We start from the raw sequence: 15,768 nt of genomic DNA, 5'->3' as shown, positions 1-15,768 counted from the left end.
CGGCCCCTGGCGGCGCAAGGCACACGATGTCCAACCCCCCGACCATCGCTATCGTGGACGACGACGAATCCGTCCGGACCGCCACGGCGAGCCTGGTGCGCTCCCTGGGCTACGCGGCGCAGACCTATGCCTGCGCGCAGGACTTCCTGCGCGACGGGCCGGGCTCACCGCCCGATTGCCTGATCACCGACGTGCAGATGCCCGGGATGACCGGGGTCGAGCTGCAGGAGCGCCTGCGGGCGGAGGGGCGGACGCTCCCGATCATCGTCGTCACGGCCTTCGCGAGCGACGCCCTGCGCCGGCGCGCGCTCGCGAGCGGGGCCTTCGCGTTTCTCGAGAAGCCGGTCGGGGGAGACCTCATGGAGCAGTCGCTCCAGCGCGCCCTGGAGAATGCCGGCCACTGACGCGGAGCCGGCCCCCACCGAGGGGAGGGAGCGCGTGGACCGTCCGGATCGTCTTCGCCTCATGCCGATCCGGCTCGACCACCTCGCGGCCGAGCTCAGCAATGCCTCGGCGGCCGACGACGCACGCTTCGGCAACGACATCCAGGAATCGCGGGTCGTGGCGACGTCGGGCCTGCACGCCACGCTCTGGGTCGCGCGGCACGCTGCTTCGTGCGCAATGCCGCAGAGATAGGAAAGTGTACCGACGCGCGCCTACAGTATTCACGCTGGGGCAGCCGGCATCAAAGAAGCCAGATTAGACATATTCTATTTTTAATTTTGTTCCATCATCACAACAATCGCGCGAATTTTCGGATGATCCGACGACAGTGCCGTTGCGTCTTGCGGCGAGACACCGAATAGAAAATTCCGCCGACGGCGAGTCGGCCCGAGATCGTGAACAGCTGGATCGTCATCACATGCGGCACGCCCGACGCCCCCGTCCCAGGAACCGCCGCCGCCTCGGGGCAAGCCTCGGTCTGGCCACGCTGACGATGCCCTGCCTCGTCCAGGGCGCGCTCGCCCAGGGCGAGATCCGCCTCGAGGAGATCTCCGTGGCGGCGTCGGGCGGAGGGGCGCCGGTGAACCGGAACGCCATCGTCGGGCCGCCGCCCCCGGCCTATCCGGGCGGCGACGTCGGCTCCGGGTCGCGCCTCGGGTTCCTCGGCAACCGCAGCGTCTTCGACCAGCCCTTCAGCGCGACCAGCTACACCGAGAAGCTGATCCGCGACCAGCAGGCCCGCAGCGTCCAGGACGTGGTCAACAACGACCCGTCGATCCGCACCAACGTCCCGGCCTTTTCCGGCATCCTCGGCTTCTTCATCCGCGGCTTCCCGGTCTTCGCCCAGGACATGGCGTTCAACGGGCTCTACGGCGTCGCCGACGCCTTCAACCCGGCGATCGAGCCGATCGAGCGCGTCGAGGTGCTGCGCGGGCCCTCGACGCTCCTCTCCGGCGTGCCGCCCTTCGGCAATATCGGCGGCGGCATCAACCTGATCCCGAAGCGGGCGGGAGACGATCCGCTCACCCGCGTCACGCTCGGCTACGGGTCCACCGCCCAGATGTACAAGGCGGTCGACGTCAGTCGCCGCTTCGGCGACGCGAAGGAGTGGGGCATCCGCTTCAACGGCGCCTTCAACAACGGCGCCACCCCCATCGACAACCAGAGCCTCCATTTCGGCGTCGCGGCCCTCGCCCTCGACTATCGCGGCGAGCGCCTGCGGGCGAGCCTGGACCTCGGCTATCAGGAACTCGACTTCACCTCGCCGCTGCGCAACCGCAGCGTGGCGGCGGGCGTGCGCATCCCGCGCGCGCCCGACCTGACGCTCAACCAGCACCAGCCCTGGGAGTACCGCGACAGCGCCAACCAGCAGCTCGCCACCCGGGTCGAGTACGACCTGACCCCGGGCCTGACGGTGTACGGCGCCTACGGCGTGTCGAATTTCCGCCAGGAGTACTTCGGGGGCGTGCTGACGATCTTCAACGCGCGCGGCGACTACCGCGACCCGATCAGCTACCTGCCGTTCCACATCGTCAACCAGACCGCCGAGGCGGGCCTGCGCGGCACGCTCGAGACCGGGCCGGTCAAGCACAGCTTCGGCCTCGCCGCGGTCGGGTTCTGGCAGGACCTCGCCCAACCCCCGGCCCAGACCGTCGGCCCGACCATCGTGTCGAACCTCTACGACCCGACCTACGTCGCCCCGCGCTCGACCTTCGGGCTGTCGAACGCGACCCCGCGCACCTCGAGCCGCATCAACCGCAGCATCGCCATCGCCGACACGCTCTCGATCCTCGACGACCGGGTGCTCCTCACGATCGGCGGCCGCTGGCAGAGCCTCGACGTCAATTCCTACAATCCGGCCAACGGCTTCCGGACCGGCGCGAGCGAGAGCGGCGCGTTCTCGCCGGGCGTCGGCCTGGTGGTGAAGCCGTGGGAGCGGCTGTCGCTCTACGCCAACTACATCGAGGGCCTGACCTCGCCGGCCCCGCCGGTGAACGCCGTCAACGCGAGCGCCACCTTCCCGGCCTCGGTGTCGCGCCAGACGGAGGTCGGCGCCAAGTACGATTTCGGGACGCTCGGGCTCGGCGTCGCCGCCTTCGACATCGAGCAGCCCTTCGGCTTCCTCGACACCCGCACGCTGCTGTTCTCGGTCGACGGCCGCCAGCGCAACCGCGGCGTCGAGATGACGGTGTTCGGCGAGCCGGCGCCGGGCGTGCGCCTGCTCGGCGGCGTGACCCTGCTCGACGGGGTGCAGGTGCGTTCGCAGGACCCGCGCAATGTCGGCCGAACGGCGGTCGGGGTGCCGGACGTGCAACTCAACCTCTACGGCGAGGTCGACCTGCCGCGGAGCCTGGTCCCGGGCCTGACGCTGACCGGACGGGTGATCTACACCGCGGCGCAGTACTACGACCTCGCCAACAGCCAGAAGATCCCCGACTGGGCGACGCTGGATCTCGGCCTGCGCTACGCCACGACGTTCCAGGACCGTCCGCTGACGCTGCGGGCGAACGTGGTCAACGTAACCGGCCACGATTACTGGGCGACGACCGGCCGCGGCATCCTCAGCCAGGGCACGCCGCGGAGCTTCCTGCTCTCGGCCTCGATGGAATTCTGACCGGCCGGGCTGTCCGACAACCGCCGGGGGACGGGAGCCATCCCGATCACGCCCGTCGGATCGTCCTGAAAGGTGCGGTGCGAGCACCATGGCACGGACGGGGGATCGTCCGGCCCAGGGATGGCCTCGCCCCTGCACCCATGATTCGCATAAGCGGTTTTTCTCAGAGAACTTGCCGTCGGCCGAAGGCGGCGAGGGTCTCGGGATGACCAACGCCACGCTCATCCCAGCCCAGCTCGTACCGCCGGCGCCGCCCTGGTGGCGGAGCGTGACGGGGCCCCGGTCGTCCCGGCCGCGTAGAGGGCCGGCATTCGCCAGCCGCCCCGGCCGGCGCCGGCTTCCCCGTTCCATGCCCGATCGTCGGGTAGACCGTTCACGCAAAGCGCGGCAGAAGCGGCCTTCCACGGGGAACCGAAGGGCGAAGGAGAAGGCGCGATGATGCGGCGGGCGGGGCTGTCCGCGATGTTGATCCTGAGCGCGGGCGCGAGCATGATCGGGCCGGCGCAGGGCCAGGGACGGACCCGTATCCTGCCGGAGGGCGGCCGCGTCGCCGTGCGGCTGACGGCCGAGGAGCGCGCGCGCATCGGCGTCGTGACGGCCCACCTTCTGCCGCAGCCGCACCGGGTCGAGATCCTGGCCTATGGCAGCGTCCTCGATCCCGCCCGCATCACCGACCTGACCAACAGCTACGCCGGTGCGGTCGCCGCCCTGCGGACCGCGAAAGCCCGCGCGGAGGTCTCCGCCGGAGCGCTTCGCCGCGCCAGGAGCCTCGGTCCCACGGTCGTTGCCGGCGCCCAGCTGGAGACGGTCGAGGGCACCGCCTTCACCGACGAGGCGACGGTGACGGCCGCCGAATCGCAGGTGCGGACCCTCGCCGCCACCGCGAAGCAGGAATGGGGGCCGGTGCTGGGCCGGGCGATCGTCGAGCGGGCTCCCCTCGTCACCCGCCTGATCGAGCGGGCGGATCTCCTGGTGCAGGTGACGCTGCCGTCCGGCGAGGCGATGAAGCCTCCCCCTGCCACGGCCTTCGCCGAGGTGCCGCCGCAGAGCGAGCGGGTGACGATGCGCTTCGTCGCGCCGGCGACGCGGACCGACCAGCGCATCCAGGGCGTCAGCTACTACTATCTCGTGGCCGGCGATTCCGGCCTCCTGCCCGGCATGAGCGTGCAGGCCTTCCTCACCTCGCCGCAGGAGAGCGTGGGGATCGCCGTGCCGGAGAGCGCGGTGATCCACTGGCAGGGCAGCGCCTGGATCTACCGCGGCGTCGGCGCCGACAGCTTCACCCGGCACCCGCTCAAGCCGGACGCGGCGATCTCCGCGGACCGCTACGTGGTCGACGACCTCGGCGGGGCGGCGGACATCGTCGTGACCGGCCCGCAGGCGGTGCTCAGCGAGGAGCTGAAGGGCCAGACCCAGCCCGGCACCGCCGCGGATGACGACTGAGCGACGAGCGTGAGCACCCCCGATCCTCAGCCGGCCGAGGGGCAAGCCCGCGCCGGAACGCCGGCACCGGCCGCCTCGTCGGGTCTGCAGGCGGCCCTGGTGACCTTCGCCGTGCGCCGGCCGGGCCTCGTCGTCGCCCTGGCCCTCGCCCTCATCGTCTACGGCCTCCTCGCCCTGAGCACGGCCAAGTACGACGTCTTCCCGGAATTCGCCCCGCCCGCCGTGACGGTGCAGACCGAGGCGCCGGGCCTCAACCCGGAGCAGGTCGAGGTGCTCGTCACCCAGGCCGTGGAGGGTGCCGTGAACGGCCTGCCCGGCCTCGCGGCCCTCCGCTCGAACTCGATCCAGGGGGTCTCGGTGGTGACCGCGACCTTCCGCTCCGGGACCGACATCTACCGGGCGCGCCAGCTCGTCGGCGAGCGGCTGGCCGGCGTCGCGGGACGGCTGCCGCAGGGGGTGGCGGCCCCCACGATGACGGCGCTGACCTCCTCGACGAGCGCGATCCTGCTCGTCGGCCTGACTGCCGACACGCAATCCGGACGATCGGGGCCGGACTGCGTGTCGCAAGCCCGCGCGGCGCCTGAGCGGAGCCGAAATCCGCCTTGCGCAGGCGATCCGGCAGGATCGCCGGACGCGGTCGACCGGATCTCGCATGAGACGCGCTCGCTGATGGACCTGCGCAGCGTCGCGGATTGGCGGGTGCGCCTGCGCCTCCTCGCGGCGCCGGGAGTGGGCGAGGTGCTGGTCTATGGCGGCGACGTCCGCTCGATCCGCATCCAGGTCCGACCGCAGGACCTCATCCGCTTCCGCATCGGCCTCGCCGACGTGCTCGCCGCCGGCCGCAAGGCGACCGGCGTGCGCGGGGCCGGCTTCATCGACACGGCCAACCAGCGCATCACCCTGCAGACCGAGGGCCAGTCGGTGACCCCGGCGGCGGTCGCCCGCACAGTGCTGATCAACGAGGGCGGCGCGAGCGTGGTGCTCGGCGACGTCGCCGACGTCGTGGCCGGCCCGGAGCCGGCGATCAGCGCCGCCCTGGTCGACGGGCAGCCGGGCGTCCTGATGATGATCGGCGCGCAAGTCGGCGCCAACACCGTTGAGGTTGCGGCCGGGGTCGAGGCGGCCCTCGCCGAGCTGAAGCCCGGCCTCGCCCGGGACGGCATCACCTTGCGCACCGATCTCTTCCGCCCGGCCGAGTTCGTCGCGCGGGCCACCGGCCACGTCCTGCAGGCCCTGGCGCTCGGCGGTATCCTCGTCGTCGCGGTCCTGCTGGTCTTCCTGTTCGACTGGCGCACGGCGCTGGTCAGCGCGACCGCGATCCCGCTCTCGCTCATCGGTGCGGTCCTCGTGCTGGGGGCGTTCGGCCTGAGCCTCAACACCATGACGCTCGGCGGGCTCGCCATCGCCATCGGCGAGGTGGTCGACGACGCGGTGATCGGGGTCGAGAACGCGATGCGCCGCCTGCGGGAGAACCGGCGCCGGGCGGTCCCCCTGCCGGATGCCAGGGTGCTGCTCGACGCCATCCTGGAAGTCCGGGTCTCCGTCGCCTACGCGACCTTCGCGGTCCTGCTGGTCTTCCTGCCGGTCCTGGCGCTCTCCGGCGTGCCCGGCCGCCTGTTCGGCCCCCTGGCGCTCGCCTACATCCTGGCGGTGCTGGCCTCCCTCGCCGTGGCGCTCACGGTCACGCCGGCCCTCGCGCGCCTGCTGCTCGCCGGGCGCAAGGCTCTGCCCGCCCGGGAGCCGCCGGTCACCCGGGCGGCGCGGGGCGTCTACGTCCGGCTTCTCCAGGTCCTGATGCGGCACCCGGTCCTCGTGGCCACGGCCGGCCTGCTCGCCGTCCTGGGCAGCGCCGTCCCGGTGCCGTCCTTCGGCGGCGCCTTCCTTCCCGACCTCAAGGAGGGGCACTTCATCCTGCACATGGCGACCGCCCCCGGCACCTCGCTGCAGGAGACCCTGCGGCTCGGAGGCCACGTCACGGCGGGCCTCAAGGCGGTGCCGGGGGTAAGGGCCGTCGCCCAGCAGGTCGGCCGGGCCGAAGCCGGCTACGATCTCGGCGGGACGCACGAGAGCGAGATCCACATCGACCTCGCGCCGGGCCTCGACGGCGAGGCCCAGGAGCGGGCCGAGGCCGGGATCCGCGCCCTGATGGCGGCCACGCCCGGGGCGACCTTCTCGCTCAAGACCTTCCTCGCGGAGCGCATCGAGGAGGTGGTGTCGGGCTTCACCGCCCCGGTGGTGGTCAGCGTCTACGGGTCGGATCTCGACCGGATCGAGGCGGCGGCCCGGGACGTGGCGCGGGAGATCGCGGAGGTCCGGGGCGCCGCCGACATCCAGCTCAGGTCGCCGGCGGGCCTGCCGCAGATCACCATCGCGCTGCGCCCCAACGACCTGCGCCACTGGGGCCTCGACGCGATCGAGGTGCTGGAGCTCGCCCGCACGGCCTTCCAGGGCGACACGGTCGGCCAGTCCTACGAGGGCAACGCGGTGTTCAACGTCGTGGTCGTCCTCGACCCCGCCGCCCGCTCGCGGCTGTCGAGCCTCGGCGACCTGCCCCTGCGCACGCCCGGCGGCGTCACCATCCGCCTGTCGCAGGTCGGGGACGTCTACGAGACCATGGGGCGCTACGCCATCGCGCATCACGGGGCACAGAGGGTGCGGGTGGTGACGGCGAATGTCGCGGGCCGGGACGTCGCCTCGTTCACCGAGGCCGTCGCGCGCAAGATCGCCCGGGAGGTGACGCTGCCCCCCGGGGTCTATGTCGGCATCGGCGGCGCGGCCGAGGCGCAGGGACAGGCCCGCCGCGACCTCGCGCTCCATGCCGGGCTCTCCGGGCTCGGGATCCTGCTCCTGCTGGCGGTCGTCACCGGGTCACCCGCCAACCTGATGCTGATCCTCGTCAACACACCCTTCGCCTTCGTCGGCGGGGTCCTGGCCGTGGCCGCGACCGGCGGCCTCGTCTCCCTCGGCGTCATCGTCGGCTTCGTGACGCTGTTCGGCATCTCGCTGCGCAACACCATCATGATGATCGCCCATTACGAGCACCTGGTGCTCGTCGAGGGACGGCCCTGGACCACCGCCACGGCGATCGACGGCGCCGCCGACCGCCTGGTGCCGATCCTGATGACCTCCCTCGTCACCGGCCTCGGCCTGCTGCCCCTGGCCCTCGGCGCCGGCGAGCCGGGCCGCGAGATCGAGGGCCCGATGGCGATCGTGATCCTCGGCGGGCTCGCCAGTTCGACGCTCCTGAACCTTTCCGTCCTGCCGGTGCTGGCACGGCGCTTCGCGACCTTCCGCCGGCCGGACCCCGCGTCGTGACCGGGGGCCGCGCCGGCATCCCGAGCCGCTGGCCCGCCTCAGGCGACCGTCAGGGCCGTCGCCCCCTCCCCGGCGCAGAAGCGGCGCCAGGCGGTGCGGTAGGCGGCCTCCACGGCCGCACCGAACCCGCGCGCGTCGCACAGGGCCGAGCCGCGCAGGCGCTCGCGCATCCCGCGGCGCAGGGCCGCCAGGCGCTCGACGTCGCCCGCCAGCCCGGCCGCGATCCGCACGTATTCGTCCGGGCGCGTGGCCACGAGGTCGGGCAATCCCGCCGCGGTCAGCGCGCTCGCCACGACCCGCCCGGCCTGCCGGTCGCCGGACAGGGTGACGGCCGGCACCCCCTGCCACAGGGCCTCGCAGGTCGTGGTGAGGCCGCCATACGGGGTCGGGTCGAGCAGGATGTCGATCTCCGCGAAGGCGGCGAGGTAGGCGGTGTAGTCCGGCGGGTCCTCCGCGAGGTCCAGCCGCTCGGCCGGGATGCCCGCCTCGGTCAGGAGGCGACCGACGCGCCGGCGCAGCTCCGCGTCCGCGAAATTGCCCGTGCGCACCAGCAGCCGGCTGCCGGGCGAGGCGGCGAGCACCCGTGCCCAGAGGCCGGCGATCGCCGGGTTGATCTTCTCCGCCCGGTTGCAGACCCCAAGCACCGCGCCGCGGCCGGCCCGGGCCGGCGGCTCGGCGACCGGCGGCGGCTCCGCCGGCGGCGCGAAGCAGACGAAGCGGGGCAGGCGGATCAGCGCCTCCGCGGACAAGGCGTCGGCGGCCCCGGGCGGATCCGCGATGGGGTCGGTGATGCGGTAGTCGATCGCCGCGAGCCCGGTCGTGTTGAGGTAGCCGAGCCAGCTCACCTGCACGGGCGCGGGCCGGCGGGCCAGGACGTCGAGACGGTTTCTGAAGGTATGGCCCGAGAGATCGACCAGGATGTCGATCCCGTCGGACGCGATCAGGGAGGCCAGCTCGTCGGTCCCCATTCCCTGGCAGGCACGCCAGAGATCCGCGCAGGCCGCGATCTGCCCGGTGACGGCGTCCCGCCCCGGCGACTGGCTGTAGCACGTCACGTGGACGGCCCGCTTGTCGTGAGCGGCGAGGAGCGGCAGCAGGAAGCGGCCGACCGGGTGGAAATGCAGGTCGGCCGAGACGTAGCCGATGCGCAGCCGGCGCTCCGGATCACGGTCGCCATGGGCGACGCGGACCGGGGCGGCCTTGGCGGCGGCTTCCTGGGCCGCCCCCCAGGCGCGGTGCGCCGCCGCGATCCGCTCCGGGGCGAGGCCCGGCAGGAGGTTGAGGCCCATCAGGACCTGGGAGGCCGCGTCGGGGTCGGACACGGGGGCTCCCTCCCAGGTCTCGAACAAGGCCTCGGCCTCGGCGAAGCGGGTCGAGCGCACCAGGAGGTCGAACAGGGCCGCGCGGCTCGGGGCGTGGTCCGGGTTCCGCCGCAGGGTCTCGGCCGCGACGGCGCAGGCCTGTGTCGGCCGGCCGGTCCGGTTGAGCAGGTCGGCGAGGCCGGTGCGGGCGTCCGGCATGTCCGGATCCAGGCTCAGCGCGTGCTCGTAGCGCGCCTGCGCGGCGGCGACCTGATTCTGCTGCAGGAGGGCGTGGGCGAGGCCGGTATGGGCCTGCACGAAGCCCGGGTCGCGGCCGAGGGCGGCCTCGAAGCAGCCCTGGGCCTCGCCGTAGCGGCCCTGGCTGGACAGGGCGACCCCGAGATTGGCGAGGCCGACCCGGTGCGCCGGGGCGTGGCGCAACCCGCGATGGCAGGCCTCCTCCGCCTCGCGGGCCCTGCCGAGCTGGACGAGGGCGCCCCCGAGCCCGAACCAGGCCTCCGCCAGGGCCGGCGCCCGCTCCAGGGCCGCGCCGTACAGGGCCAGCGCCTCCGCGGGGGCGCCGGCCGTCAGCCGCGCATTGCCCCGGCGCAGCAGGGCCACGGCATCGGGATGGGGCGAGGCCGGGCTCATCGCCGTCCGGGACCGGAGGCGGACGCCCTGCCATGCCGGGCCGGAACCCTCATGCGCCGATCCTCACGCCCAGTCAGCCTCGCGCCCGGGCCGTCCGGGATGGTCCCGGCCCGCGTCTTCCTCTAGGGGAGACCGCACCTATCACGGCCGGGGGAGCCCGTCATGCGGATCGTTCAGCTCTGCGGCTTCGGCCGGGACGGCGACGCCCTCTACCGGATCCACGAACCCGCCCAGGCGCTCGCGAGCCTGCCCGGCGTCACGATGGTCGATGCGCATCTCGCCGGGCGCCACGGCTTCACGCTCGCCCGCCGCGCCGATCTCCTCGTGCTCCACTTCGCCGACGATGCGGGCCTCGCCGACCTCGTGCGGCACCGCCGGGCCGAGGGCCGCCCGACGGTGTTCGAGGCCAACGACGATTTCTTCGACCTGCAGCCCTGGAATCCCATCGCCGGGACCTGGGCCGAACCCGCCGTGCCGGCACTCTACCGGCACCTGCTGCGCACGGCCGACGGCGTCCAGGCCAGCACGCCCCGCCTCGCCGAGCGCTGGCGCGACCTCGGCGCACGGGAGGTCGCGGTATTCGACAACCACCTCGCCGAGGCACCGCCGCCCCTGTCCCCTCCCCGCTCCGGCCCCTTGACCATCGGCTGGGCGGGCTCGCCGGGGCATTTCGCCGATCTCTACTGGATCGCGCCCGCGCTCCAGCGCTGGCTCGACGCCCATCCCGAGACCCGACTGGCGATCATGACGGGGGAACCGGCCCGGGCCTTCTTCGACCTGCCGCCGGAGCGCTACCGCTTCGTCCCCTTCGGCAGCCGCGCCGATTATCTGGGCTTCCTCGACGGTCTCGATATCGGCCTCGCGCCGCTGCTGCCGAGCGGCTACAACCGCGGCCGCTCGGACGTGAAGCATCTCGAATACGCCTCCCGCGGGGTGGCGGGGCTCTATGCCGACCTCGATCCCTACCAGGGCCGGGTCGTCCCGGGGGAAACCGGGCTGCTGTTCGGCGATCCCGCCGGCCTGTGCGCCGGCCTCGACCGCCTCGCCGGGGACGCGGCCCTGCGCGAGCGGATCCGGGCCCAAGCCTACCGGCGCATGTGCGAGACACGGCGTCTCCCGGATCGGGTCGGGGAGCGCCTCGCCTGGTACGAGACGCTGGTGCGCCGGGCGGGACCGCCGCGCGGGGCCCGGCTCAACGCCGCGCCGGGCTACCACGCCATCGACCTCGCCCCGGACGAGGCGGCCCTCGCGGGCGGACCGCTCTCGGAGGAGGACCGGGCCGGGCTCGACCGGCTGCTCGCGGCCGAGCCCGGGCACCGGATGGCGGCCCGGGCGCGGGCCAGGTCCGGCCTCGCCAGGCGGGAGATCGCGCCGGCCCTGGAGATCCTCCGGCGGGCGCTGGCCTGCGACCCGTCCGACACCGCCCTCGGTGCCGAGCTCGGCCGCGCGCTCTTCCTCGACGGGGACGTGGCGGCGAGCCGCCGGTGCCTGGAGACGGTGATCGCCGCCGAGCCGGCCGTCATCACGGCCTGGCAGTACCGGCTGCGGGTGGCCGCCGTCACCGGTGAGCCGGACGGCGCCGGCCTCGCCGCCCGCGCCGTCGCGTCGCTGCCGGAGAATGCCGTGATCGCCCTCCTGGCCGCGGCCCTGCTGCCCGAGGGGCGGATGGCAGCGCTGGAGCAGGCCGTGGACCGCTTCGGCCCGGTCCTGCACGGTCCCGAGCGGGAGGGCTTCGCCGCGTCCCTGGTGCAGGTCGTCACCGAGTCGCGCCAGGAGAGCGAGGCGGAGCGCTGCGCGCTCCTCGGCCGGGCCTGCGCGGCCTTTCCCGAGAGCGCCGCCCTGGCGCGGCTGCACGGGCGGAGCCTGCGCCGGACCGGGGCGGAGCGCGAGGGCTGGGCCGAGGAGGCGCGTGCCGCGTCGTTGCCGCAGGGTCACTCGGAGGCGCTCGGCGGGACCGCGCTGACCGACCGGCTCGCGCTCCATATCCTGGCCCACGCCCCGCTCTGAAGGCGGGCGAACCAGAACAGCCAAGCTGTCGGCGCCCGGCTCATGCTCGTTTTCCGGCATGTTGCTCGATCAGTCCAGACGCCTTCCGGCGCGTTGATTGGTCGATTATGATATATTTTCAATAACAAAATTATTGTTAATAAAAAATTAACTGCTGATTTTATGTGTTTTTACCCTGAGAACTGATAATTGCGACGCAGATACACCCCATCGAAATGCCTAAGGCGCAACAGTTTCTCCTGCCGGTCTCTTGCGGTCCTCGTTGCGTAAGCCGATCGGATGCGGTACCTCATCTGCGTAATCACCGAAGTGGCATGAGCCGGGTGGACCGGCGCGCTCCGCAATCGATGCCGCCATCCGTCCTGCCCCGGAGGAGATGGCACAGGTCGAGCAACGCGGGCGGCACCATGACCGCACGGCACAAGAGCGAGCGAGACACGCATGACCATCACGTTCAAGAACCAGCAGACCTTCGCTGCTGGGTCTGGCGTCAACGCGGTGGCGACCGCGGACGTGAACCGGGACGGCAACCTCGACCTTGTGGTCACGAATGTCGCTGGTTCCAATGTTTCGGTTCTGCTGGGCAACGGCGATGGCACGTTCCAGGCCCAGAAGACCTTCGGCGTGGGCAGCATCCCTCTCACTTCGTCGCTTGCGGACGTGAACCGGGACGGCAAGCTCGACCTCATCACCTCGAACTTCGGCAGCAACAACGTTTCGGTTCTGCTGGGGAACGGCGACGGCACGTTCCAGGCCCAGCGGACCCTCGCCGCAGGAGCCGGCACTAGCTCGGTGGCGCTCGCCGACGTGGACGGGGACGGCAAGCTCGATCTCTTCACGACGAACTACAACCAGAACACATTTTCGGTTCTGCTGGGGAACGGCGACGGCACGTTCAAGGCCCATCAGACCACCGGCGTCGGGAGCCAGCCCTCCGCGGTGACGCTTGCGGACGTCAACAAGGACGGCAAGCTCGACCTCGTGGTCACGACGTTCGCCACCGGCACCGTGTCGGTGATGCTGGGCAACGGCAACGGCGCGTTCCAGGCCCAGGAAACGTTCGGCATCGGAGCCGGTCCGAGAGCGGTGGCGATTGCGGATTTCGACAGGGACGGCAACCTCGACATCGCCACCGCGAACGTCAGCGACAAAACCGTGTCGGTTCTGCTGGGCAACGGCAACGGCACCTTCAAGACGCAGCACAGCATCAGCATCGACGCTTCGGACGGGCCCACTTCGGTAACCAGTGCCGACGTGGACGGGGACGGCAAGCTCGACCTCGTGGTCACGGAGTCGAATGCCACGTCGATGTCGGTTCTGCTGGGCAATGGCAACGGCACCTTCCAGGCCAGTCAGACCTTCGGCACCGGGACATCACCCCACTCCGCGGCGGTCGCGGACTTCAACGGAGACGGCAAGCTCGATCTCGTCAGCGCGAATAACGGCGCCGGCAACGTGTCGGTGCTTCTGGGGGCGCAGGCGGTCGGCATCACGGCCGTCAATGCCTCTCAGGCCTCGGGTGCCAAGCTCAAGGCAGGGGACCAGCTGACGCTGTCCCTCACCCCCGAAGCTCCCGTCGAGGTGGATACGACGGGCGGTACGCCGTACCTGACCCTGAGCAACGGGAAGCAGGCGGCCTATACCGGCTCCGACACTAACGGAAACCCGGCTTTCACCTATACGGTGGCGGCCGGCGATGACACGACCAGCCTGAAGGTCACCGGCCTGACCCTGAACGGCGGCTTGATCGGCATGCCGGGCGTCAACGGCTTCAGCCCGTCGACGACCGACTCCATAACGAGCAATCCGGTCGCGGTGACGAGCGCGGATGTCAACGGCGACGGCAATCTCGACCTCATCACCGTGAACAAAAACGGCGGTGCAGCTTCGGTTCTGCTGGGCAATGGCAACGGAAGCTTCCAGGCCGAACGGACCTTCCCGGCCGGGTATTCGGACTTTATGATCCCCGCATCGGTCTCGACTGCGGATATGAACCGCGACGGCAAGCTCGATATCGTCTACTCGGCGATCGGATACTCTGCAGTGGGCGTGTTGCTGGGCAACGGCGACGGCACGTTCCAGCAGCAGAAAACCATGGGTTCCGGCGGCGGCAGCAACACCACCGACCCCAAATCGGTGGCGGTCGCGGATGTCGACCGCGACGGCAAGCCTGATCTCGTCACCGCGAATTTCGGTGGTGACAGCGTATCGATCCTGCTGGGCAACGGCAACGGCACCCTCCGGTTTTCCCAGACCATATCGACCGGAGCCGGCAGCAAACCCACCTCCGTAGCTGTCGCGGACCTGACCGGAGACGGGAGGGTTGAACTTGTCACCGCGAATAGCGGCAACAATACCCTGTCGGTGCTGATTGACGACGGCAACGGCAACTTCTCGACCCGGCAGGACCTCGACACTGGGAGCAACTCCGCTCCCAGCATGGTGACGATGGCGGATTTCAACGGTGACGGGAAGCAGGACCTCCTGGCGTTGCTCGCCGGCAAGCAGACCGCGAAAGTGTGGCTCGGCGCCGGAAACGGCACCTTCGTGCCTCAGCAGGACGAGCTTCCGACCGGGCTGAACCCCGCTTCGATTGCGGCGAGGGACCTGAACGGTGACGGTAAGCTCGATGTCCTGATCGCGAACAAAGACAGCAAAACCCTGTCGTTGTTCCTGGGCAAGGGCGACGGCACCTTCCTCGAAGGCTTCGCCTACTCCGTCGGATCGGCACCCGGCGCCATGACGACGGGTGACGTGAACGGCGATGGGCGGCCGGATGTCCTGATGACGGACGAGAACGGCAAAACGGTCTCGGTGCGGCTGAATTTCTCGTCGGCGGGCGCGGAACTCAACCTGGCCAACCTGTCGACCGCCACCGGCGCCGATACCGGCGTCGTCGTCGACACCATCGCCCCGACCGTCACCGGCGTGAGCGCCAGCACCGCCAACGGCACCTACAAGACCGGCGACACGATCAGCCTGCAGGTCGGGTTCTCCGAGGCCGTCACCGTCACCGGCACGCCCCAGCTCACCCTCGCCACCGGCGGCACAGGCCGGGCGGTGGACTATGCCAGCGGCTCGGGCAGTAAAAACCTGACCTTCACCTACACCGTCCAGGCCGGCGATACCGCCGCCGACCTCGACGTCGTCGCCACCAACGCCCTGGCGCTCAACGGCGGCACGATCACGGATGCGGCCGGCAACGCCGCCACCCTCACCCTGGCCGCCCCCGGCACCACCGGCTCCCTCGGGAACGCCAAGGCCATCGTGATCGACACCACCGCCCCGACCGTCACCGGCGTGAGCTCCACCACCGCCGACGGCACCTACAAGGCCGGCGCCACGATCAGCCTGCAGGTCGGGTTCTCCGAGGCCGTCACCGTCACCGGCACGCCCCAGCTCACCCTCGCCACCGGCGGCACAGGCCGGGCGGTGGACTATGCCAGCGGCTCGGGCAGCAACAGCCTGACCTTCACCTACACCGTCCAGGCCGGCGACACCGCCGCCGACCTCGACGTCGTCGCCACCAACGCCCTGGCGCTCAACGGCGGCACGATCACGGATGCGGCCGGCAACGCCGCGATCCTCACCCTGGCCGCCCCCGGAGCCTCCGGCTCCCTCGGGAACGCCAAGGCCATCGCGATCGACACCACCGCCCCCGACGCCCCGGTCATCACCGCCCCGACCGCCGGCACGCTGACCAACGACAGCACTCCGACCATCACCGGCACCGCCGAGGCCGGCAGCAAGATCCAGATCCTCGTCGACGGACGCACCGCCGGCGTCACCATGGCGAGCGATACGGGCGTCTTCAGCATCGAGGGTCCCAAGCGGCCCCTGACCGACGGCAGCCACACCATCTCCGCCTATGCCACCGACGCGGCCGGCAACAAGTCGGCCAACGCGAACTCGGTCAGCCTGACCGTGGACGCGACCCCCCCGGCCGCGCCGCGCGTGACCAGCGGCACCCGCTACACCACCACCACCCCGACC

8 protein-coding genes are annotated in these 15,768 nt (G+C 71.4%); 7 read left to right on the top strand and 1 reads right to left on the bottom strand.

Annotation, left to right across the window (positions count from 1 at the left end; genetic code table 11):
* Positions 1-26 precede the first annotated feature (26 nt).
* The 5 genes from VQ03_RS11135 to VQ03_RS11115 all read left to right on the top strand — a co-directional run bounded on the left by VQ03_RS11135 (position 27) and on the right by VQ03_RS11115 (position 7,816).
* Entirely contained in the window at positions 27-404 is a 378-nt protein-coding gene (locus VQ03_RS11135; protein WP_048450941.1) for a response regulator transcription factor, read from the top strand.
* A gap of 34 nt (positions 405-438) precedes the next feature.
* Complete coding sequence (locus VQ03_RS32985; RefSeq protein WP_157064066.1) at positions 439-636, top strand: hypothetical protein; 198 nt, start codon at positions 439-441, stop codon at positions 634-636.
* Between the two features lie 226 nt (positions 637-862).
* On the top strand, positions 863-3,058 hold the full coding sequence (locus VQ03_RS11125) for a TonB-dependent receptor (protein WP_245292037.1): 2,196 nt from the start codon (positions 863-865) through the stop codon (positions 3,056-3,058).
* A 462-nt stretch (positions 3,059-3,520) separates the two neighbouring features.
* Positions 3,521-4,501: an efflux RND transporter periplasmic adaptor subunit gene (locus tag VQ03_RS11120; protein WP_425350058.1), complete on the top strand. Its 981-nt coding sequence runs from the start codon at positions 3,521-3,523 to the stop codon at positions 4,499-4,501.
* Between the two features lie 9 nt (positions 4,502-4,510).
* Positions 4,511-7,816 carry an efflux RND transporter permease subunit gene (locus VQ03_RS11115; protein WP_048450939.1) on the top strand — a complete coding sequence of 1,102 codons (3,306 nt, stop codon included), beginning with the start codon at positions 4,511-4,513 and terminating at the stop codon, positions 7,814-7,816.
* Between the two features lie 38 nt (positions 7,817-7,854).
* On the opposite strand, the gene VQ03_RS11110 is transcribed toward VQ03_RS11115, so the two are convergent.
* Positions 7,855-9,768: an O-linked N-acetylglucosamine transferase, SPINDLY family protein gene (locus VQ03_RS11110; protein ID WP_053078502.1), complete on the bottom strand. Its 1,914-nt coding sequence runs from the start codon at positions 9,766-9,768 to the stop codon at positions 7,855-7,857.
* Positions 9,769-9,930: 162 nt separating this feature from the next.
* Between VQ03_RS11110 and VQ03_RS11105 the strand changes: the two genes are divergently transcribed.
* A complete protein-coding gene (locus VQ03_RS11105; RefSeq protein ID WP_048450938.1) occupies positions 9,931-11,775 on the top strand; it encodes a glycosyltransferase in 1,845 nt (614 codons plus the stop codon).
* A 441-nt stretch (positions 11,776-12,216) separates the two neighbouring features.
* The coding region (locus VQ03_RS35000) for a beta strand repeat-containing protein (RefSeq protein ID WP_048450937.1) at positions 12,217-15,768 on the top strand (3,552 nt) is incomplete at its 3' end.

This window comes from Methylobacterium tarhaniae (genome assembly GCF_001043955.1).
GTDB classification, from domain to species: domain Bacteria; phylum Pseudomonadota; class Alphaproteobacteria; order Rhizobiales; family Beijerinckiaceae; genus Methylobacterium; species Methylobacterium tarhaniae.
Note: the sequence above shows the minus strand (reverse complement) of the source record. Positions and strands in the feature narration are given on the sequence as shown.